The sequence below is a fragment of the Cellulomonas sp. P5_C6 genome (assembly GCF_054049635.1).
Window position 1 is genome coordinate 1 of sequence record NZ_JBFULZ010000068.1, and the last position, 19,264, is coordinate 19,264.

20 protein-coding genes and 1 pseudogene are annotated in these 19,264 nt (G+C 74.4%); 7 read left to right on the forward strand and 14 right to left on the reverse strand.

Annotation, left to right across the window (positions count from 1 at the left end):
* From ACXJKG_RS09980 to ACXJKG_RS09990, 3 genes are all read left to right on the forward strand, one after another.
* On the forward strand, positions 1-1,029 hold a 1,029-nt coding region (locus ACXJKG_RS09980; protein ID WP_456845611.1), incomplete at its 5' end, for an ATP-binding cassette domain-containing protein.
* Positions 1,019-2,731 (forward strand): GAF domain-containing sensor histidine kinase, encoded by a 1,713-nt coding sequence (locus ACXJKG_RS09985; RefSeq protein ID WP_456845612.1) that lies wholly within the window; start codon positions 1,019-1,021, stop codon positions 2,729-2,731. The genes ACXJKG_RS09980 and ACXJKG_RS09985, both read left to right, overlap by 11 nt.
* 56 nt (positions 2,732-2,787) lie before the next feature.
* The gene (locus tag ACXJKG_RS09990; protein WP_456845613.1) at positions 2,788-4,788 is read left to right on the forward strand and encodes an MFS transporter; all 2,001 of its coding nucleotides are present in this window, start codon (positions 2,788-2,790) and stop codon (positions 4,786-4,788) included.
* Positions 4,789-4,814: 26 nt separating this feature from the next.
* On the opposite strand, the gene ACXJKG_RS09995 is transcribed toward ACXJKG_RS09990, so the two are convergent.
* The gene (locus tag ACXJKG_RS09995; protein WP_456845627.1) at positions 4,815-5,441 is read right to left on the reverse strand and encodes a response regulator; all 627 of its coding nucleotides are present in this window, start codon (positions 5,439-5,441) and stop codon (positions 4,815-4,817) included.
* 56 nt (positions 5,442-5,497) lie between these two features.
* On the opposite strand from ACXJKG_RS09995, the gene ACXJKG_RS10000 reads away from it, so the two are divergent.
* A complete protein-coding gene (locus ACXJKG_RS10000; RefSeq protein ID WP_456845614.1) occupies positions 5,498-6,442 on the forward strand; it encodes an NAD(P)-dependent oxidoreductase in 945 nt (314 codons plus the stop codon).
* 19 nt (positions 6,443-6,461) lie between these two features.
* On the opposite strand, the gene ACXJKG_RS10005 is transcribed toward ACXJKG_RS10000, so the two are convergent.
* From ACXJKG_RS10005 to coaD, 7 genes are all read right to left on the reverse strand, one after another.
* A complete protein-coding gene (locus ACXJKG_RS10005) occupies positions 6,462-6,923 on the reverse strand; it encodes a hypothetical protein (protein ID WP_456845615.1) in 462 nt (153 codons plus the stop codon).
* Positions 6,924-7,070: 147 nt separating this feature from the next.
* On the reverse strand, positions 7,071-7,973 hold the full coding sequence (gene mutM / locus ACXJKG_RS10010) for a bifunctional DNA-formamidopyrimidine glycosylase/DNA-(apurinic or apyrimidinic site) lyase (RefSeq protein ID WP_456845616.1): 903 nt from the start codon (positions 7,971-7,973) through the stop codon (positions 7,071-7,073).
* 1 nt (position 7,974) lies between these two features.
* The gene (gene rnc, locus ACXJKG_RS10015) at positions 7,975-8,664 is read right to left on the reverse strand and encodes a ribonuclease III (RefSeq protein WP_456845617.1); all 690 of its coding nucleotides are present in this window, start codon (positions 8,662-8,664) and stop codon (positions 7,975-7,977) included.
* 60 nt (positions 8,665-8,724) lie between these two features.
* Positions 8,725-8,922, reverse strand: a complete 198-nt coding sequence (rpmF, locus tag ACXJKG_RS10020; RefSeq protein WP_370505356.1) for a 50S ribosomal protein L32 — start codon at positions 8,920-8,922, stop codon at positions 8,725-8,727.
* A 2-nt stretch (positions 8,923-8,924) separates the two neighbouring features.
* On the reverse strand, positions 8,925-9,503 hold the full coding sequence (locus ACXJKG_RS10025) for a YceD family protein (protein WP_456845628.1): 579 nt from the start codon (positions 9,501-9,503) through the stop codon (positions 8,925-8,927).
* A 110-nt stretch (positions 9,504-9,613) separates the two neighbouring features.
* Positions 9,614-10,105, reverse strand: coding sequence for a hypothetical protein (locus tag ACXJKG_RS10030; protein WP_456845618.1), 492 nt, complete (start codon positions 10,103-10,105; stop codon positions 9,614-9,616).
* Positions 10,102-10,590: a pantetheine-phosphate adenylyltransferase gene (gene coaD / locus ACXJKG_RS10035; protein ID WP_456845619.1), complete on the reverse strand. Its 489-nt coding sequence runs from the start codon at positions 10,588-10,590 to the stop codon at positions 10,102-10,104. Before coaD ends, ACXJKG_RS10030 begins: the two co-directional genes overlap by 4 nt.
* A gap of 64 nt (positions 10,591-10,654) precedes the next feature.
* Between coaD and ACXJKG_RS10040 the strand changes: the two genes are divergently transcribed.
* Positions 10,655-11,251, forward strand: coding sequence for a GNAT family N-acetyltransferase (locus ACXJKG_RS10040; protein ID WP_456845620.1), 597 nt, complete (start codon positions 10,655-10,657; stop codon positions 11,249-11,251).
* A gap of 7 nt (positions 11,252-11,258) precedes the next feature.
* Here ACXJKG_RS10040 and rsmD read toward each other — a convergent pair whose 3' ends face one another.
* From rsmD to ACXJKG_RS10065, 5 genes are read right to left on the reverse strand one after another with little or no spacing between them, the layout of a single operon-like run.
* Positions 11,259-11,819: a 16S rRNA (guanine(966)-N(2))-methyltransferase RsmD gene (gene rsmD, locus ACXJKG_RS10045; RefSeq protein WP_456845621.1), complete on the reverse strand. Its 561-nt coding sequence runs from the start codon at positions 11,817-11,819 to the stop codon at positions 11,259-11,261.
* Entirely contained in the window at positions 11,816-13,447 is a 1,632-nt protein-coding gene (locus tag ACXJKG_RS10050) for a DUF6297 family protein (RefSeq protein WP_456845622.1), read from the reverse strand. Before ACXJKG_RS10050 ends, rsmD begins: the two co-directional genes overlap by 4 nt.
* Complete coding sequence (locus tag ACXJKG_RS10055; RefSeq protein WP_456845623.1) at positions 13,444-14,133, reverse strand: ABC transporter ATP-binding protein; 690 nt, start codon at positions 14,131-14,133, stop codon at positions 13,444-13,446. The genes ACXJKG_RS10050 and ACXJKG_RS10055 overlap by 4 nt, the downstream gene beginning before the upstream one ends.
* A gap of 43 nt (positions 14,134-14,176) precedes the next feature.
* Positions 14,177-16,453 (reverse strand): ATP-dependent DNA helicase RecG, encoded by a 2,277-nt coding sequence (locus tag ACXJKG_RS10060; protein WP_456845624.1) that lies wholly within the window; start codon positions 16,451-16,453, stop codon positions 14,177-14,179.
* Positions 16,454-16,455: 2 nt separating this feature from the next.
* Positions 16,456-17,955: a DAK2 domain-containing protein gene (locus tag ACXJKG_RS10065; RefSeq protein ID WP_456845625.1), complete on the reverse strand. Its 1,500-nt coding sequence runs from the start codon at positions 17,953-17,955 to the stop codon at positions 16,456-16,458.
* A 292-nt stretch (positions 17,956-18,247) separates the two neighbouring features.
* Here ACXJKG_RS10065 and rpmB point away from each other — a divergent pair, with 292 nt between their 5' ends.
* On the forward strand, positions 18,248-18,439 hold the full coding sequence (gene rpmB / locus ACXJKG_RS10070; RefSeq protein ID WP_028050248.1) for a 50S ribosomal protein L28: 192 nt from the start codon (positions 18,248-18,250) through the stop codon (positions 18,437-18,439).
* 84 nt (positions 18,440-18,523) lie between these two features.
* Positions 18,524-19,048 (forward strand): N-acetyltransferase family protein, encoded by a 525-nt coding sequence (locus ACXJKG_RS10075; protein WP_456845626.1) that lies wholly within the window; start codon positions 18,524-18,526, stop codon positions 19,046-19,048.
* 3 nt (positions 19,049-19,051) lie between these two features.
* Here the strand turns inward: ACXJKG_RS10075 and ACXJKG_RS10080 are convergent.
* Positions 19,052-19,264: pseudogene (locus tag ACXJKG_RS10080) on the reverse strand (thiamine-phosphate kinase); the annotation flags it as partial.

The window sequence follows — 19,264 nt, forward strand, 5'->3', positions numbered from 1 at the left end:
GGCGCCGGACCGGCCGCCGTCGCCGCCGGCCTCGGGCAGCTGGCCGTCGGTGTCGCGGTGCTGGCCGCCCTGCTGACGGGCATCCCCGCGGTCGGCGCCGGGCTGCTCTCGCCGGTCGAGCTCGCCGTCATCGTGCTCACGCCCCTCGCGGCGTTCGAGGCGACGGCCCTGCTGCCCGCCGCGGCCATCCAGGTGCAGCGTTCGCGCGCGGCCGCCGTGCGGATCCTCGCCCTGCTGGACGCGCCGACGGATCCTGCCCCGACCGACCCGGCACCGGGGCGTCCGCCACTCTCCGCGACGGGGCTGGCGGCGGGCTGGCCGGGGGCGGACACCGTCGTCGCGGACCTCGACCTCGACCTGCGCCCCGGCCGGTCCGTCGCCATCGTCGGCCCCTCCGGCACGGGCAAGACGACCACGCTGCTCACGCTGGCGGGCCTGCTCCCCCGGCGCGCCGGGTCGCTCACCCTCGACGGGCACGACGTCGACCACCTGTCCCGGGACGCCGTCACGGCCGCGGTCGTCGTCGGCACCGAGGACGCGCACGTCTTCGGGACGACCGTGCTCGAGAACCTGCGGGTGGCCCGCGGCGACGTCACGCAGGACGAGGCGGCCGCGGTCCTGCGGCGCGTCGGCCTCGGCGACTGGCTCGCCGGCCTGCCGGACGGCCTCGGCACGCTGCTCGGCCCCGACGCCAGGACGGTCTCCGGCGGGGAGCGGCGCCGGCTGCTCGTCGCGCGCGCCCTGCTGTCCCCGGCGGCCCTGCTGCTGGTCGACGAGCCGGCCGAGCACCTCGACCCCGTACGGGCGGACGCGCTGGTCACCGACCTGCTCGGGGACCCGCGCGGGGTGGTGGTCGTGACGCACCGGCTCACCCCGCTGGCCGCCGCCGACGAGGTCGTCTGGCTCGACGCGGGCGGGGTCCGCGCGCGCGGCACCCACGCGGAGCTGGTCGCCGCGGTGCCCGGCTACCGTGAGTCGCTGGACCGCGAACGCGCGACCGACCGACAGGAGGCGGGACGTGCCCGATGAGGCCCTGCCGGGCTCGCTCACCGAGGTGCCCGACTCCCCGCTCCGCGCGACCGGAGACGCGCTGAGCGACCTCCTGGGCGCGATCCTGGCCGTCGCCAGCGAGCTCGACATCGCCGCCGTCCTCGAGCGTTTCGTGCAGGTCAGCGCCGACCTCACGGGTGCCCGGTACGGAGCGCTCAACGTCCTGGACGCGCACGGCACGTCGACGACCTTCGTGTTCACCGGCGTGCCCACCGCGCTGGCCCGGGTGATGAAGGCGGCACCGCACGCCGCGGGCGTGCTGGGCGAGATCCCCGAGACCGGCGTGCTGCGGCTCGCGGACCTGCGCGAGCATCCCGCCTTCCGCGGCTTCCCGCCCGAGCACCCCCCGATGGGCTCGTTCCTCGGCACCTCGGTCCGCGTCGGCCCGCGGGTGTTCGGGCAGCTGTACCTCTCGGAGAAGGACGGCGGGTTCACGGAGGCGGACGACGACGTCGTGCTGGCGCTCGCCGCAGCCGCCGGGGTCGCCGTCGCGAACGCCCAGCTGTACGCCGAGGCCGAGCGCCGCGAGCACTGGCTGCGTGCCGGGCAGGCCATCACGACGATGCTGCTCGAGGGGATCGACGAGGAGGAGGCGCTCGAGCACATCGCCTCGACCGCCCTCGAGGTCGCGCACGCCGACACCGCGGCGCTCGCGCTGCCCGGCGTGGGCGGGGAGCTCCTCATCGAGCTCGCGGTCGGGCACGACAGCGACCGCATCCTGGGCAACCCCATGCCGAAGGGCGGCCGCGCCTGGACCGTCATGACCGAGGGCAAGGGCCTCACGACGCCGTCGCTGTCGCAGGCCCGGACGGTCGGGGTGCCCGCGATGCGCACCTTCGGCCCGGCCCTCTACGCGCCGCTGCGGTCGCCGGGCCGCGACATGGGCGTCCTCATCCTGCTCCGACGCATCGGCGGGACACCGTTCGAGGACTCCGACCTGGCGACCGCCGAGTCGTTCGCCGCGCAGGCGGCGCTCGCCTTCCTGCTGGCCGGCGCACGCCACGCCCAGGACGTCGCGGCGCTCCTCGACGAGCGGGCGCGCATCGCCCGCGACCTGCACGACCTGGCCATCCAGCAGCTCTTCGCCACCGGCATGCAGCTGGAGACGGTCCGGCGGCGCGCGGCGCGCGGTGTCGACCCCTCGGAGCTGGCCGGGATCGTCGACGAGGCGCTCGACAACGTCGACGGCTCCGTGCGCCAGATCCGCCAGATCGTGCACGAGCTCCGCGATCCCGACGCCGCCTCCGGGCTGGTCGAGCGCCTGCGGCGCGAGGCCTCGCTCGCGCGCACCGGTCTCGGCTTCGCGCCGTCGTTCGTCGTCAGCCTGGACGACAAGGCCCTGGTCGACGGCGGGACCGAGGAGGACCAGCTGGACGAGCGGGTCGACGCGACGCGCGCGTCCGACGTCGTGGCGGTGGTGCGCGAGGGCCTGGCCAACGCGGCACGGCACGCCCACGCGGCGTCCGTCACGGTGCGMGTCTCGGTCCGCGGCTCTGGGCCGCGCGGCGTGGTCCTCGTCGAGGTGCAGGACGACGGGGCCGGCCTCCCGCAGCGGCGCGGCCGCAGCTCGGGCACCGGCAACCTCGCGTCCCGCGCCCGGCAGCACGGCGGGACGTTCAGCCTGGGCGTGCCGCCCGACGGTCGCGGCACGCTGCTGACCTGGGAGGCGCCGCTCGGCTGAGCGTTTGCGAGCCCCTTGCGCCGGGTCGACGATGCGAGGGACGCGAGGGGGCGCGCATGGCACCGCAGGTCGAGTCACCGGCAGGACAGCTCTCGCAGAGGGCGATCTGGGCCATCTTCGGCGGGCTGATGCTCGCGATGCTGCTGGCGGCGCTCGACCAGACGATCGTCGCGACCGCGCTGCCCACCATCGTGCAGGACCTCGGCGGCGCCGAGCACCTCTCGTGGGTGGTCACCGCGTACATGCTCGCGTCGACGGTGACGACACCCCTGTGGGGCAAGCTCGGCGACCTGTACGGCCGCAAGATCCTGTTCATCACCTGCATCGTCATCTTCCTCGTCGGCTCCGCGCTCGCCGGCACGTCGCAGACGATGCTGCAGCTCATCGCGTGGCGGGCGGTGCAGGGCGTCGGCGGCGGCGGGCTCATGGTGCTCTCGCAGGCGATCATCGCCGACGTCGTGCCGCCCCGGGACCGGGGCCGCTACCAGGGCGCGTTCGGGGCCGTGTTCGGGCTGTCCAGCGTCGCCGGGCCGCTGCTGGGCGGCTTCTTCGTGGACCACCTGACGTGGCGCTGGGTGTTCTACGTGAACATCCCGATCGGCGTGCTCGCCCTCGTCGTCGTCGCCGCGGTGCTGCCGGTGACCAAGGCACGGACGTCGCCGAAGATCGACGTCTGGGGCATCACGCTGCTGGCGACGGTGGCCACCTGCATCGTGCTCGTCACCTCGCTCGGCGGGTCGAGCTGRGACTGGGGCTCGGTGCAGGTCATCGGGCTGTCGCTGCTCGCCGTCGTGGCCGGGATCGTGTTCGGGTTCGTGGAGGCGCGCGTGCCCGAGCCCGTGCTGCCGCTGCGGCTGTTCCGCAACCCGGTCTTCTCCACCACCTCGGGCGTCGGGTTCGTGGTCGGGTTCGCGATGTTCGGGTCGATCACGTTCCTCCCGCTCTACCTGCAGCAGGTCCAGGGCGCCACGCCCACCGGTTCCGGCCTCCAGATGATCCCCATGATGGTCGGCCTGCTGCTCACCTCGATCACCAGCGGCCAGATCATCAGCCGCACGGGCCGGTACAAGGTCTTCCCGATCCTCGGCTCCGCCGTCTTCACCGTGGGCCTCTACCTGCTCTCCCTCATGGGCCGGGACACGACGGCCCTGCAGTCCGGCCTGTCGATGTTCGTGCTCGGCGCGGGGCTCGGCATGGTCATGCAGGTGCTCGTGCTGGCCGTGCAGAACGCCGTCGAGTACCGCGACCTCGGCACAGGCACCAGCGGCGCCACGTTCTTCCGGACGATCGGCAGCTGCGTGGGCGTCGCCGTGTTCGGCACCCTGTTCAACTCGCACCTCGAGTCGACCCTGGCCGCCGCTCCCCCGGCCGGCGCCGCCGGCCCCTGCTCGGGCCCCGCCCTCAGCGCGACGTCGGCCGCCCTGCGCAGCTGCCCGACCGACGTCCAGGACTGGTTCCTCGACGGCTACTCCGACGCGATCCACACGATCTTCCTGTACGCCGTCCCGGTCGGCGTCCTGGCCTTCGTGCTGGCCTGGCTCATCCCCGAGGTCACGCTGCGCACGGGCGCCAGCCGCCCCGAGCAGGGCGAGGTCTACGCGCTGCCCGCCAGCCGGACGTCGTTCGAGGAGCTGCGGCTGCTGCTGTGGCGCGAGGTCGGGCACCAGGACCCGCTGCGGGCGTACGCGATCCTCAACCGCGATCTCGACATCGGCCTCACGCCAGGCCAGTGCTGGATGCTCGCGCGGGTCACGGCCGAGGGCTCGCGGACCATCGACGCGATGGTCGACCACTCGGGCGTCGAGCGCGACCGCGTGCTGGCCACCGCGGACGTGCTGCTGTCCCGGGGCCTCGTCGACGTCACCGACGGGGTCGTGACGCCGACCGACGCCGGGCACGCGATCGCCGACGAGATCCGCGAGAACGAGCGCGCGCAGCTGCGCCGGATCGTCGACCAGTGGTCCGGCAGCGACGAGCCGCAGCTCGACGAGCTGGTCGAGCAGATGACCGCCCGCCTCTGGCGCGAGGACCCGTCCCCGGCCGGTCTGCGGGCCTGACCGCTCAGTGACCGGGTTCGACCCGGTCAGTGACCGGGTTCGACCCGCCAGCCGGCGTGCTTGCGCGACGCCACCCACGCGGCGACCTGCGTCCGGCGCTGCAGGCCCATCTTGGCCAGCAGGGACGTGATGTGGTTCTTCACGGTCTTCTCGACCACGCCGAGCCGCTCCGCGATCTCGCGGTTGGACAGGCCCTCGCCGATGAGCTCGATGACGCGCAGCTCGCTGGGGGTGAGGTTCTCGGTCGGGTCGTCGTGGCCGGCCTTGCGCCGCGTGACGGTCCGCTCGTCGAGCAGGATGCGCCCGGCGGCGACCGCGCGGATGACGTCCGTGATCTCGGCGCCGCGGACTGACTTGAGCAGGTAGGCGGCGGCGCCGGCGTCGAGCGCGGCAGCGAGGGCGTCGTCGTCGTCGAACGACGTCAGCACGATCGCGCGGGCGTCCGGCAGCGTCTCGTGCAGCGTGCGCAGCAGCTCGATGCCCGTGCCGTCCGGCAGCTGCAGGTCCACCAGGAGCACCTGCGGGCGCACCAGGGCGGCCCGGCGGGCCCCGTCGGCGACCGAACCGGCCTCGGCGACGACGGTCATGCCGTCGGCACGCTCCACCACCTCGGCGATGCCGCGACGCACCACCTCGTGGTCGTCGACGATCATCACGGTGATGGGACCTGCGGAGGCGGTGGTAGCGGGCACGATGGCATCGTACGAGGGTGACCACCCTGCTGCTGCCCACGACCATGACCGACGCGCCGAACGTGCCACCGGACGTCCGGGTGGTCCGCTACGACGTGGGTCGACCGGTCCCCGACGACGCGCTCGACGCGGACGCGCTGGTGGTCTGGGGCAACGGGGACGACCAGCTGGCCGACGCTGCCCGGCGGCTGCCGAACCTGCGGTGGGTGCAGACGCTCGCGGCCGGGCCCGACGCCGTGCTCGGTGCGGGGTTCGCCGACGACGTCGCGATCACATCGGGCCGCGGCCTGCACGACGGACCGGTGGCCGAGCACACGCTCGCCCTGGTCCTGGCCGCGGCGCGTCGCCTGCCCGAGCTCGTGCGCGCCCAGGACCAGCACCGCTGGGCCACCGAGCTGGGCGGCATGCAGCACGACGAGCCGGGGCAGTCGTTCCGGACCCTGGATCGCGCCCGCGTGCTCGTCTGGGGCTTCGGGTCGATCGCCGCGCGCCTCGCGCCCCTGCTCGCCGCGCTGGGCGCCCAGGTGACCGGCGTGGCCACCACGGCGGGCGACCGGCACGGCTTCCCGGTCATCTCCGCGTTCGACCTCCCGGACCACCTGCCCCGCACCGACGTGCTGGTCTCCCTGCTGCCCGCCACCGGCCAGACCCGGCACGCGGTCGACGCGGGCGTCCTCGCCCTCCTGCCCCGGCACGCCTGGGTGGTCAACGTGGGCCGCGGGGCGACGCTCGACGAGGACGCGCTGCTCGACGCCCTGCGGTCCGACCGGCTGGCCGGCGCCGCGCTCGACGTGTTCGAGACCGAGCCGCTCCCCGCCGACTCCCCGCTCTGGGCGGAGCCGCGCATCCTGATCAGCCCGCACGCTGCCGGTGGCCGGCCGATGGGCGCCGGCGAGCTGGTGTCCGCCAACCTGACGGCGTTCCTGTCGGGCGGCCCGCTGCGGAACGTGGTCCGGCGCTAGGCGTGCCGAGGGTCGCCGATCAGCTCTCGGTCGTCTTCGGCTTGACCGTGCGAGTGGCCAGGTCGCGATCCGCGGTTCTGATCTGGTCGCTCGCCTCGGGGTTCTTCGAGATCGTCCAGAGCTTGAGTCCCGAGATCACTGCCTCCGTGCCGAAGTAGAAGGCGACCACGGTGCCGACCACCGCCGAGAACTGCTTCACCAAGTTCCTGGCGAGCTCGGTCTCGGCATTTCCTGCCAACGCCGGGATGGTCAAGGCGAAGGGGAGCATGGTCAGGAATGTCAGGATGAACGCCGCACCGATCGCGACGCGTGCGCGTCTCGCAGCGACGTAGAAGCCACCGAACGCGACGAGCGAGACGGTCGACAGGGCGATCCCGACCACCGGCTGCCACGGGAGGTCGCGATGCTGCACGTAGTTGACGGCGAGCACGACGTGCGCCCCCACCACCACGACGGCCGTGATTGCCGTGGTGGTGATCACCGCCCGGACATTGGTCACTTCGTCGTCTTGCCCGCTGCCAGCCATCGGTCTTGGCCCCCTGTCGTCGCACCGTTGCGCACCGTGGGAAGCGTGACCGAACCGTTCCGTTTTGTCACGTATGTCCCACTTTCAGGTGAGAGCGACGCGCTAGAACCGGCCCCGCCGCGGGCGCGGCTGGCAGTGCGGGCAGGTGTACGACGACCGGTTCATGAACTCGTCGCGCCGCACCGGTGTCCCGCAGCGGGGGCACGGCCGGCCCTCCTGCCCGTACACGGCGAGCGAGCGGTCGAAGTACCCGGACGCGCCGTTCACGTTCACGTAGAGGGCGTCGAAGCTGGTGCCGCCCTGCGCGAGCGCCTCCGTCATGACCTCGTGCGCACCGGCGAGCGCCCGCTCGACCTCGGCCCTGCGCAGCGTCTCGGTGGGCCGGGCGTAGTGCAGCTGCGCTCGCCACAGCCCCTCGTCCGCGTAGATGTTGCCGATTCCCGAGATCAGCGACTGGTCGAGCAGCGCGCGTTTGAGCCCCGTGCGGCGGCGGCGGACCGCGGCGACCAGGGCGGCGTGGTCGAGGGCGGGGTCGAGCAGGTCGCGGGCGATGTGCGCGACGGGCTCAGGGACCACCGGCGCCGGCGAGCCGAGCCCGCCCGGGAGCCCGTCGGGAGTCGGCACCAGGTCGGGGACGCTGAGGTGCCCGAACGTGCGCTGGTCGACGAAGTCGAGGGCGGCGCCGTCGTCGAGGGACAGCCGGACCCGCAGGTGGGGGTGCTCGACCAGGGGCTCGCCGGGCGACCGCACGAGCAGCTGGCCGCTCATGCCGAGGTGGGCCATGAGGGCGTCGTCGCCGTCGTCGAGCAGCAGCCAGAGGAACTTGCCGCGTCGGACCGCCGCGTCGAACCGTCGCCCGTCGAGCCGGCCGGCGAAGTCGAGCGGCCCGCCCGTGTGCCGCCGGATGCTGTAGTCGCGCCGCACCTCCACGCCCGTGACGGTGCGGCCCAGCACGTGCCGCGCCAGCCCGTCCCGGACGGTCTCGACCTCGGGGAGCTCGGGCACGTCAGTCCTGCGGCAGCGCCGCCAGCGCGCGGTAGGCGTCCGCCGCGGCGTCCTGCTCGGCGAGCTTCTTGGCCGACCCGACGCCGACCCCGCGCGACACCCCGGCCACGACGGCGTGGGCGGTGAACGTGCGCGAGTGGTCCGGGCCCTCGCCGCTGACCTCGTAGACGGGGGCACCCAGGCCCAGCGTCGCGGAGAGCTCCTGCAGCGAGGTCTTCCAGTCCAGGCCCGCGCCGAGGTCCGCGGCGGCTTCGAGTGACGGGCCGACCAGCCGCTCGACGAGCGTCCGCGCCGACTCCAGGCCGTGGGACAGGTACACGGCGCCGAACACCGCCTCGAGCGTGTCCGAGAGGATCGAGTCCTTGTCGCGGCCGCCGGTGCTCAGCTCGCCCTTGCCCAGCAGCACGTAGCTGCCCAGGTCCAGGTCCCGCGCGACGACGGCGAGCGCGCGCTGCGAGACGGTGGCGGCGCGCATCTTCGCCAACGCACCCTCGGGCAGGTCCGGGTGCGCCCGGTACAGCGACTCCGTGACGACCAGGCCGAGCACGGTGTCCCCGAGGAACTCGAGCCGCTCGTTGGTCGGGATGCCGCCGGCCTCGTGCGCGAACGAGCGGTGGGTCAGGGCAAGCACGAGAAGCTCGGGGTCCAGGTGGACCCCGAGCTTCTCGAGAAGTTCTGCCGCGGCACTCACGCCGGTCCTCCGGTCATCGAATGCTCAGCGGCGGTGGAGCGTTGCTTGATGAGCCGCAGCTCAGCGAGCCTCGAACTCCGTACGCACGGCCTCGGCGTAGGCGCGGTCCTTGTAGGTACCGCACGTCGGGCAGGCCGTGTGCGGCATCTTGTTGGACTTGCACTGCGGGCACGTGTGGAGCGTCGTGGCAGTGGTCTTCCACTGCGACCGACGCGCACGGGTGTTGCTGCGCGACATCTTGCGCTTCGGAACAGCCACGGCTAGCTCTCTTTCGTCTCGTCGTTCGAACCCAGCAGGCCGCCCAGGGCGGACCAGCGGGGGTCAAGCGTCTCATGCGAGTGGTCAGGGTCATCCGCGAGCCGTGCGCCACACTCGGAGCACAGACCGGGGCAGTCGGGACGGCACAGCGGCTGGAACGGCAGAGCCGGCACGACCGTGTCCCGCAGCGCGGGCTCGAGGTCGACCAGGTCGCCCTCCAGCTCGCGCACGTCCTCCTCGTCGTCCCCGTCCTCGACCGCGATCGCCGCGCGCTCGGGGTAGACGTACAGCTCCATGAGGGGGACGTCGACATCCTCGACGACCTCACCCAGGCAGCGCACGCACTCCCCGATCGCCCGGCCGCGGACGGATCCGGAGACCAGGACCCCCTCCATGACCGCCTCGAGCCGCAGATCCAGCTCGACATCGGTCCCGGTGGRGATGCCGATCACGTCAGTACCGAGATCCTCCGGGGCGCCCACGGTGCGCTGCACGGTCCGCGTCGATCCCGGACGTCGGCCGAGCTCGTGCGAATCGAGCACGAACGGCGAACGGGGATCGAGGTGAACAGGGCGCTGCACGGCCAGGGTCCCCTCGTTGATCTCGGTCCGTGCCATGAGCGGCAGAACCAACGGACAACTCTACGGCACAGGTCTGGGGCCGCCCAAATCCTCCGGGAGTGGCGCAGGTCTCAGCTCTCGTCGGCCCCGAGCCGACCAGCGAGCTTCGCCCGCCCGGCCTGCACCTGGCTCAGCACCTTGCCCAGGTCGATCTCGAAGTCCGCCAGCCGCCGGTCGCAGTAGTCGTCCGCGTCGCGCTGCAGCCGGTCGGCCGTCTCCTCGGCCTCGGCGACGATCTGCGCGGCCCGCTCCTGCGCAGCCACCACGACCGCCTCCTGCTCGACCAGCGCGGCGGCCTGCGCGCGCGCCTGCGCGAGCACCGCGTCGGCCTCGGCCTGGGCCACCGCACGCGCCGCACCGGCGTCGGCCAGCACCTCGTCGGCGCGCGAGAGCTGGCTGGGCAGCACGTCCCGCGCCTGCTCGACCAGGTCGAGCAGCTCGGCGCGGTTCACCAGCACGGACGACGACATCGGCATCGCCCGCGCGTTCGCCACGGCCGAGCCGATCGCGTCGAGCACGCCCGTGAGGCCCTCGGGCCGGGTGGTCGGGTCCTCGTCGGTCATCCTGCGTCCCTTCCTCGAAGTGCCGTCCGCACCGCGTCCGCGACGCCCTCGGGCACGAGGTCGTCGATCGGTCCGCCGTAGCGCGCCACGTCCTTGACCAGCGACGACGCGATGTGCGCCAGCGCCTGGTCGCCGACGACGAACACCGTCTCCACGCCCGAGAGGTGCCGGTTCATCAGCGCCATGGGCAGCTCGGCGTCGAAGTCGGCCCCGCCGCGCAGGCCCTTGACCACCGCGGCGGCCCCGACCTCCCGGACGAAGTCGGCCAGCAGCCCGTCGACGGCCTCGACCCGCACCCCRTCCACGTCGGCGAGCGCCGCCCGGGCCAGCGCGATCCGCACGTCCACCGGCAGCAACGACGCCTTCGACGAGTTGCGTGCGACGCCGACGACGACCTCGTCGAACATCGACCGGGCGCGCCTGATCACATCCATGTGGCCGAGCGTGAGGGGGTCGAACGACCCGGGGCAGACGGCGATGGTCACCACGTCAGGGTAGGCCAGCCACCCGGTCCGACCAGCCGAACGCGCGGCAGCCCTACCCTCGGGCATGGCCTCCGACGTCGTCCTGGACCACGCCACCGCCGCGGACTCCCCCGCGATCCGCACGGTCCTCGCGCACGCCTACCGGGCGAACCCGCTCATGGCCTGGGCGCTGCCCGACGATGCCACCCGCGAGGACGCGTGCGCGGCCTGGCTGGGGCCGTCCGTCGACCGGTACCTGGCCGCCGGCCGCGTGCACGTCGCCCGCCAGCACGGTGCCGTCGTCGGCGTCGCCGCCTGGCGGCTCCCGGGTCCGGTGCCCGTCTCGACCAGCGTGCCGACGGCGTCGGGCGTGCTGGCGCTGCTGGTGGGACGCGCGCGGGCCGACGAGATCGGCGCCGCGCTGGCGTCCGCGGCCCCGCTGGCTCCCGCCGGGCCGGCCGCGTACCTCAACTTCCTCGGCGTCGAGCCGGGGCTGCAGGGCCGCGGGATCGGTCGGCGGCTGGTCGAGCACGGGATCGCCGCGGCCGGCGACGCAGGCACGTACCTCGCCACCAGCGACCCGCGGAACCTCCCGTTCTACGAGCGCCTCGGGTACGCCGCCGCCGGCACCGTCCCGCTGGGCGACGACGGCCCGCTCCTGACGGTGCTGCACCGTCCCTGACGGTCTCTCAGGGCCGCGGCACCGGCTCCGCGAACCACATGACCGTCTCGCCGTACGCCCGGCGGTCGAGCCGCACCAGCGTCTCGGGCCACGTCGGCTCCGGCGTGCGCGACGAGCGTTCGACGACGACGACGGCGTGCGCGGTCAGCGCCGGCGCGATGCCCGCGAGGACGACCCCGAGGTCCTGCTCCGACAGGTCGTACGGCGGGTCGACGAGCACGAGGTCCCACGGCGCGGTGGGCGCCCGCTGCGCGAACCGCTCGGCCTTCTCCGCGACCACCTGCACGCGGTCCGCCAGGCCGAGCGTGGCGACGTTGCGGCGGCACACCTCGGCGGCGTCGCGAGCCGAGTCCACCAGCGTCACGTGCGCGGCCCCGCGGCTGGCGGCCTCGATGCCGAGCGCGCCGGAGCCCGCGTAGAGGTCGAGCACGCGGGCGCCGTCGACCACGTCGAGGTGCTCGAGCCGCGAGTACAGCGCCTCGCGGACCCGGTCGCTGGTCGGCCGGGTGCCCGCCTTGGGCACGACGAGCGTGCGGCCGCCGACCGTTCCGGCGACGATGCGGGTCACTTGCGGACTCCCGCCTTGTCCTGCATCGACTCCTGCGACTCCATCATCCGTTCCATCAGCGACCCGGTCCGGATCGACGAGGCGATCGCGACGGCGATGACCGAGAGGATGACCTGCACATAGAGCAGGATCGGGTTGACGGTCCGCAGCARCACCGCGATCCACACCGGCAGCAGGCCGAGCACGACGAGGTCCGGGCCGCGGGCCAGCACGGTCGCCACGCCGGTCGGCAGGGCACCCATGGGCGTGGAGACCAGGGCGCCGCCCCAGTCGGGCGCGGGCCGGTACGAGGCGCGGACGGCGGCGGCAGCCCACACGGGCGTCGACGCCAGCCCGAGCGCGATCCACCCGGGCACGTCCGAGGCCCAGCGCCCGACGGCCGCGAACGCGACGATCGACCACAGCGCCATCGCGGCGGCCGGCACGACCATGCGCAGCCGCCGGACCGTCTTGGCCTCGATCGGCAGCAGCCGGTCGAGGATCGGGGCCATCTCGGCGCGCCGGGCRCCCTCMCCSGTCGCRCTCATCGCCACGTAGCCGGCCACGAGCAGGCCGAGCAGCACGCCGAACGGGCTGGCCAGCTCGGGGACGGTGCTGACCAGCACGGGCACCAGCGCGGCGACCCCCAGCTGCACCACGTGGCGTGCGGACCGGCGCAGGACGACGACGTCGGCGGTGATCAGCGCGGACGCGGGGCCGCGGGCGGTGCGCAGCCGTGAGATCCAGCGGCGCACCGGCGGCGCGGCGCCGTCGGTCAGGGCGCGCCCGAGCTCGCGCGAGTCCATCGACACCACGGCACCGACCGCCTGCGTGGCCACGGAGCCGCTCTCGCGCAGGGTCCGCTCGGGCATACGACCGAGCCGGTTGTCCACCAGGAACGCCAGCGCGGCGACCACGACGGCGAGCGACGCGAGCAGCCACCACGGCGGCCCGGGGACCTCGTCGACGGACCATCCCACGAGCGAGAGCACGACGGCGGCGACCGGGGCGAGGAAGAGCAGCACGTCGCCGACGAGGGCGATGGCGCGCCGCGAGACGCTGGCGGACTGCCCGACGGCCGCGAGCAGCACGATCCCCGCGGCGACGACGGCGGCGGTGCCGGCGACCCGCACCACGCGGTGCCCGGCGTCGGCCAGCAGGCCCGCGTCGAGGAGGGCCACGATGACGGCGCCGACGAACCCGGCGAGCAGCGGCAGCCGCCGCGCGGCGGGCCGCAGCAGCCCACGCCGGTCGACCGGAAGGCCCAGCCACCACGCAGCCTCGGCCCCGCCCGCGCCGACCGGGCCCAGGCGTCCGGCGAGGGACAGCAGGACGCCCGCGAGCGCGACCAGGATCACGACGACCAGGGTGGCCAGGCTCAGCGAGACCGGCGCCTGCACGTCCGGGGCCGGGGGCAGGGCGACGCGCATGGCCTGGGCGGCGCCCAGGGCGATGCCGATGCTGATCGCGATGCTGATGACGGCGTAGTAGACGCTCGAGAGCAGCGAGCCGATGCTCGCGCCCCCGCGCGCGTTGGCGGCCTGCGACGTGAACCGCCGGATGCTCTTGGCCGAGGGGACCTCGCCGACCTCGAACGGCTGGACCGCGGGCTCGTCGTCGTCCAGGTCGCCGACAGGCAGGTCGGTCACGGGTTCTCCCGCGAGATCAGGTCGGCGGCCTGGTCCGGGGGAAGCACCCGCGTCACGCTGTCCGAGACGTGCACCGCCCGGTCCGCGACCGCGCGCAGGAGGTCCGGGTCGTGCGTGGCCAGCAGGACCGCGCCCCCGGCCTTCTTCTCGGCGACGATCCGGTCCGCCAGCCGGTCCCGCATCGCCCGGTCGAGCCGCTGCTCCGGCTCGTCGAGCACCAGCAGCGACCGCGGTCGCACGAAGCCGGCGGCGAGGAGCAGGCGCCGACGCTGGCCGGACGACAGGGCGACGGGCAGCGAGCGGGCGTGGTCCGACAGGCCGAACTCGGCGAGCAGCTCGGCCACCAGCTCCTGGGCGCCGTGCACGCCGTGCCCGCGGGCGGTCAGGTAGAGGTGCTCCGAGACCGTGAGCGCCGGGAAGTACGCGTCGTCGTCCAGGACGCTGGCGACCTTGGTGCGGAAGGCGACCTCCCGCTCGTCCACGGGGGCGCCGAACACCTGCAGCGTCCCGCCCGACGGCTCGAGCAGGCCGATGACCGCGCGGAGCACCGTCGACTTGCCGGAGCCGTTGGCGCCGACGAGGGCGACCACCTTGCCCGGCGCCAGCGTGAACGTCACGGGTGCGCACACGGGCGCCCCGCCGTAGCCGACGAGAAGATCCTTGGCGCTGATGACGGGCTTGGACACGAGCGCCAGGGTATCTGCGGCAGGTGGGTGCTGCGGCCCGTCGTCAGCTCTGGCCCAGGAACTCCTCGCGGCCGCCCGCCAGCTGGGTCGCGATCGCCGCCTGCAGCGCCGGCCACGCGGCCAGCTCGGGGTCGACCTCGACCAGCGCGCGGGCGTCGTCGCGGGCCCGGTCGATGACGGCGCCGTCGCTGACGATGCGCAGGAACCGCAGGGTCCCGCGGCGTCCGGACTGCGCCGAGCCCAGCACGTCGCCCTCGCGCCGCAGCTCGAGGTCGACCCGCGCCAGCTCGAACCCGTCCGTGGTGGCCGCGAGCGCACCGAGGCGCTGCGCCGCCACCGTTCCCTCGGGCGCGTCCGCGACGAGCAGGCAGAGCCCGGGCGCGCTGCCCCGCCCCACCCGCCCCCGCAGCTGGTGGAGCTGGGACAGCCCGAACACGTGCGCGTCGAGGATCACCATGACCGTGGCAGCCGGCACGTCCACGCCGACCTCGATCACGGTCGTCGACACGAGCACGGGGGTGCGGCCCGAGGCGAAGTCGGCGATCGCCCGGTCCTTCTCCTCGCTCGACATCCGGCCGTGCAGGAGGCCGACCGCCGCGCCCCCGAGCCGCGCGTCGCCGCGCAGCGTCTCGGCCACCTCCAGGACGCCCCGCAGCGGCTTCTTCGGGGCGCGCTGCGCCGCGGCCTGCGCCTCGCCGACGGTCGCGGGCTCGTCCGGCACCAGCTCCACGCCGTCGTCGGCGTCGCCCGCGCCCTCGGTGTCCTCGTCGATCCGCGCGCACACGACGAACGCCCGGCCACCCTTCTCGACCTCCTCGCGCACGCGGCTCCACGTCCGGTCCATCCACACCCGGTTGTCGGCGGGGACGACGTGCGTGGTGATGCCGCTGCGCCCGGCGGGGACGTGCCGCAGCTCGGAGATCTCGAGCTCCCCGAACACGGTCATCGCCACGGTGCGCGGGATCGGCGTCGCCGTCGTCACCAGCAGGTGCGGGGCGTTCGCCGCCTTGGCCTGCAGCCGCCCCCGCTGCTCGACGCCGAACTTGTGCTGCTCGTCGATGACCACGAGCCCGAGGTCGGCGAACTGCACGGGGTCGGACAGCAGCGCGTGCGTGCCGACGACGATCCCCGCCTGCCCGCTCGCCGCCTCCAGCAGGTTGCTGCGCCGCTCCGCCGCGGACTGCGCGCCCGTGACCAGCGCGACGCGCGTCCCGATCTCCGAGCCGCCCAGCAGCCCGCCCTCGGCCAGGTCGCCGAGCAGCGCGCGCAGCGTCCGGACGTGCTGGGCCGCGAGCACCGACGTGGGCGCGAGCAGGGCTGCCTGACCGCCGGCGTCGACCACCTGCAGCATCGCCCGCAGCGCGACGACCGTCTTGCCGGACCCGACCTCGCCCTGGAGCAGGCGCTGCATGGGGTGCGGTCGGGCGAGGTCGTCGGCGATCTGCTCCCCCGCCGCCACCTGGCCCTCGGTCAGCGTGAACGGCAGGCGTGCGTCGAACGCGTCGAGCAGTCCCCCGGCCCGGACGGGTCGCGCGGTGGACTCCTCGCGCTGCGCGTGCGCGCGCCGGCGGGCCAGCTCGGCCTGCAGGACGAACGCCTCCTCGTACCGCAGGCGCGCCTGGCCCTTGCGCCAGTCCTCCTCGGTGCGCGGGACGTGCACGTTGCGCAGCGCGGACCAGCGCGACGCGAGGTGCCGCTCCGCGCGGACGAGGTCCGGGACCGGGTCGGGCACGTCGCTCTCGGTCAGCGGGTCGAGCGCCTTGCGGACCAGCAGGCGGATCTTGTCGGTCTCCAGACCGGCCGTCGCCGGGTAGATCGGGATCGGCCACTCGGCCTCCTCGAGCGCCACCTCCTCGTCGACCTCGAGCCCGAAGATCGAGTAGGTCGGGTTGGCCAGCTGCAACCGGCCGTTGAAGAGGTTGATCTGGCCCGAGAAGAGCCCGAGCTCCCCCGGCACCAGCCGCTTGAGGTGGTAGCCGGCCGCGCCGTGGTTGGGCATGAAGATGACCAGGTCGAGCGTGCGCGTGCCGTCGGTGATCTTCGCCTCGACCCGCGGCTTGCCGGTCTTCATCGCGGTCTTGATCTCCGCGCTGCGCACGCGGGCGACCAGCGACACGTTGTGGCCCACCGCCAGGCTGGCGATGTCGGTCACCTCGCGCGTGTCCGCGTACCTCCACGGGTAGTGCGCGAGCAGGTCCCCGGCCGTCTCGATGCCGAGCCCGGCCAGCTTCTTCTGCTGGGCGGGTGTGCCGGGCGCCCGTCGCTCGAGGGCGTCGGCGCGCGTCGGGACGCTGTCCGGGTACACCAGGCCGCCGGACACGATCAGTCCAGCCCGAGGACGAGCGCGGGCCCGTGACCCGTCGGACCGACCGCCGTCGCCTCGACGCCGGGATGGTGCGCGGCCAGGTGCTCGACCACCGCGTCGACCAGGCCGTCGCCGGTCACGTCCCGCACCAGCAGGGTGAGGCTCTCGGCGGGCACCGCACGCGCGGTGCCCAGGAGCGCGTCGGCCGCGTCGCAGGCGGACCGCACTGTCGCGACCTCGACCTCGGCCACGCCGAGCCTGGCCAGTGCTCCGTCCGCCGCGGCCCGGCCCTCGGCCGTCGGCCCGGCGCCCGCGAGCGCGAGCGTGCCGACCACGAGCCGGACCTCGTCCGCGGCGTCGAGCACGTCGACGAGCACGCCGGGCGTGGCCAGCGGACCGACGGCGCCCGCAGCGCCCGGGAGCAGCACGACACGCGCGGCGCCCGAGTCCGTGACCGCCCGCTCGAGGTGCACCGCCCGGACGGGCGCCTCCGGGCACTGCACGAGCGTGACCGCACCGGCGGAGGCGTACCAGGCGGCCAGGCCCGGCGCGGCCGTGCAGACCACGACGCCCCAGCGCTCCGGCCCGCCGTCCAGCGCGGACCCGCCCGCGTGCGCGCCGGACAGGAGCCGGACGAGCACCTGCTCCCGACGGCCGAGCGCGGCGCCCTCGATCGCCGCCGCCGGGTCGTCGGTGTGGACGTGCACGTGCCACCAGCCGTCGCCGCCCACGACCGCGACGGAGTCCCCGAGCGCACCCATCCGCCGGCGCAGCTCCGCACCCGTGTCGACCTGCGGGTGGTCGTCGCTCACCAGCAGCATGACCTCGAACGCGCCGCCGGACGGCTCGACCGACGCGAGGTGCGCCGGGGCCGTCGGCAGCCAGTCCAGCGGCACGACCACCGGTCGCTCCTCTGCCGCCGACCGCGCCAGCGCGTCCAGCACGACGAGCAGGGCGCAGGCGCCCGCGTCGAGCACGCGGGCGGCGCGCAGCACGGGGTGCACCGCGCTGATGCGCCCCAGGGCCCGCAGGGCCTCCGCCACGGCCTCCGCGAGCATGGTCGGCAGGTCGGCGCCCGCGTCGGCGGCGGTCCGGGCCGCGCCGGCGACGACGTCGGCGAGCGTCAGCACCGTGCCCTCCTGCGGCTCGACCGTCGCCTCCCGCGCGGCCCGCGCGGCGACCGCCAGGCACCGCGCGACCTCGTGCGCCCCCGCGCCGTCCGGCAGGCCGCGGGCGAACCCGGTCAGGTACTGGCTGACGATGACCCCGGAGTTCCCGTGCGCCGCCAGCAGGGCTCCCCGGGCGAACGCGCGCGCGACCTCGGGAGCGCCCGCCTCCGGCCCGACGAGCCCGACCGCGTCGCGGCCGCCCGCGACGGTCAGCAGCACGTTCGTGCCCGTGTCGGAGTCCGCGACCGGGAACACGTTGACGGCGTCGATCCGGTCCCGCGCCCCCTCCAGGGCGGTGAGCGCGGCGCCGGCCCACGACCGAACCGTCGCTGCCTCGAGCAGATCCACCGCACCTCCGACGTCCACCGCTGGGCTCTGTCACAGCATCCCGCCGTCGTACCGGCGTCGACCTGCACCTCCGCGGCACCACCCTGCCTCATCGCACCCACATTTGGGTCGACGTGCCCGATGGGCTAGTCTTGACCGGTTGCCCGGCCTTGCTGGGCACTGGTGGTGCCCCGAAGCGGCCCCCGAATCCTCTCTCGGAGTCGGCGTCGCTCGTGCGCTCCCACCCACGAAAGACCACATGACTTCGCCGCACACGCGGCAGATGATCCGTACAGAGCAACAGGAGAAGATCGTGGCTGCCAACTGCGACGTCTGCGCCAAGGGCCCGAGCTTCGGGCACAGCATCTCGCACTCGCACGTGCGCACGAAGCGTCGCTGGAACCCGAACATCCAGCGCGTGCGTGCCGTCGTCGCGGGGACGCCCAAGCGTCTCAACGTGTGCACGTCGTGCCTCAAGGCCGGCAAGGTGCAGCGCGCCATCTGACGTACCCAGTCTCATCCGAAGGGCCGTGAGGTTGTCACCTCATGGCCCTTCGTCATGTCCGAATCGTGTGGCATGGTGACCTCCATGGTCGAGCAGCTGGACGAGGTGACGATCCGCACAGCCTCCGAGGGGGACGCCGCGGGTATCGCCCGGGTGCACGTGCGGTCGTGGCAGGAGGCGTACGCCGGCATCGTGCCCGACGCGTACCTCGCCTCCCTCGACGCGAACGAGCGCACCGCCCAATGGACGAAGTACCTGCGCGAGGGGCCCGCGGACGAGATCCGCACCTGGGTGGCCGCGGTCCCCGACCGGCTGGTCGGCTTCGTCACCGTCGGGCCCAGCCGCGACGAGGACGCGCGGCGCGGCGACCGGGAGATCTTCTCCATCTACCTCGACCCCGGCACCTGGGGGCACGGGGTGGCTCGTGACCTCATGCGGACGGTCATCGGAGAGGTCGGGGACAAGACGACCATCACGCTCTGGGTGCTCGCGGACAACGAGCGCGCGCGGCACTTCTACCGGCGGCACGGATTCCAGGCGGACGGCGTCGAGCGGTACGACGACATCGGCGGCGAGAGCCTGCTCGAGGTCCGCTACCGCCGCGGCTGACCCTCAGCCGCCGAAGTGGTCCCAGCCGGACCGTGCCGGTGCGGCCACGCCGTCGACGCGCACGCCCGGCACGTCTCCGTCGGCGACGTCGTGGACGCGACCGACCGCGCGGAACGGCGCCGGCAGCGCGGTCCCGGCCGGGAACGTCGCCAGCAGGCCGTGGTCCTCTCCCCCGTCGAGCGCCCACCGCAGCGCCGGCTCGCCGAGCGCCTCGGC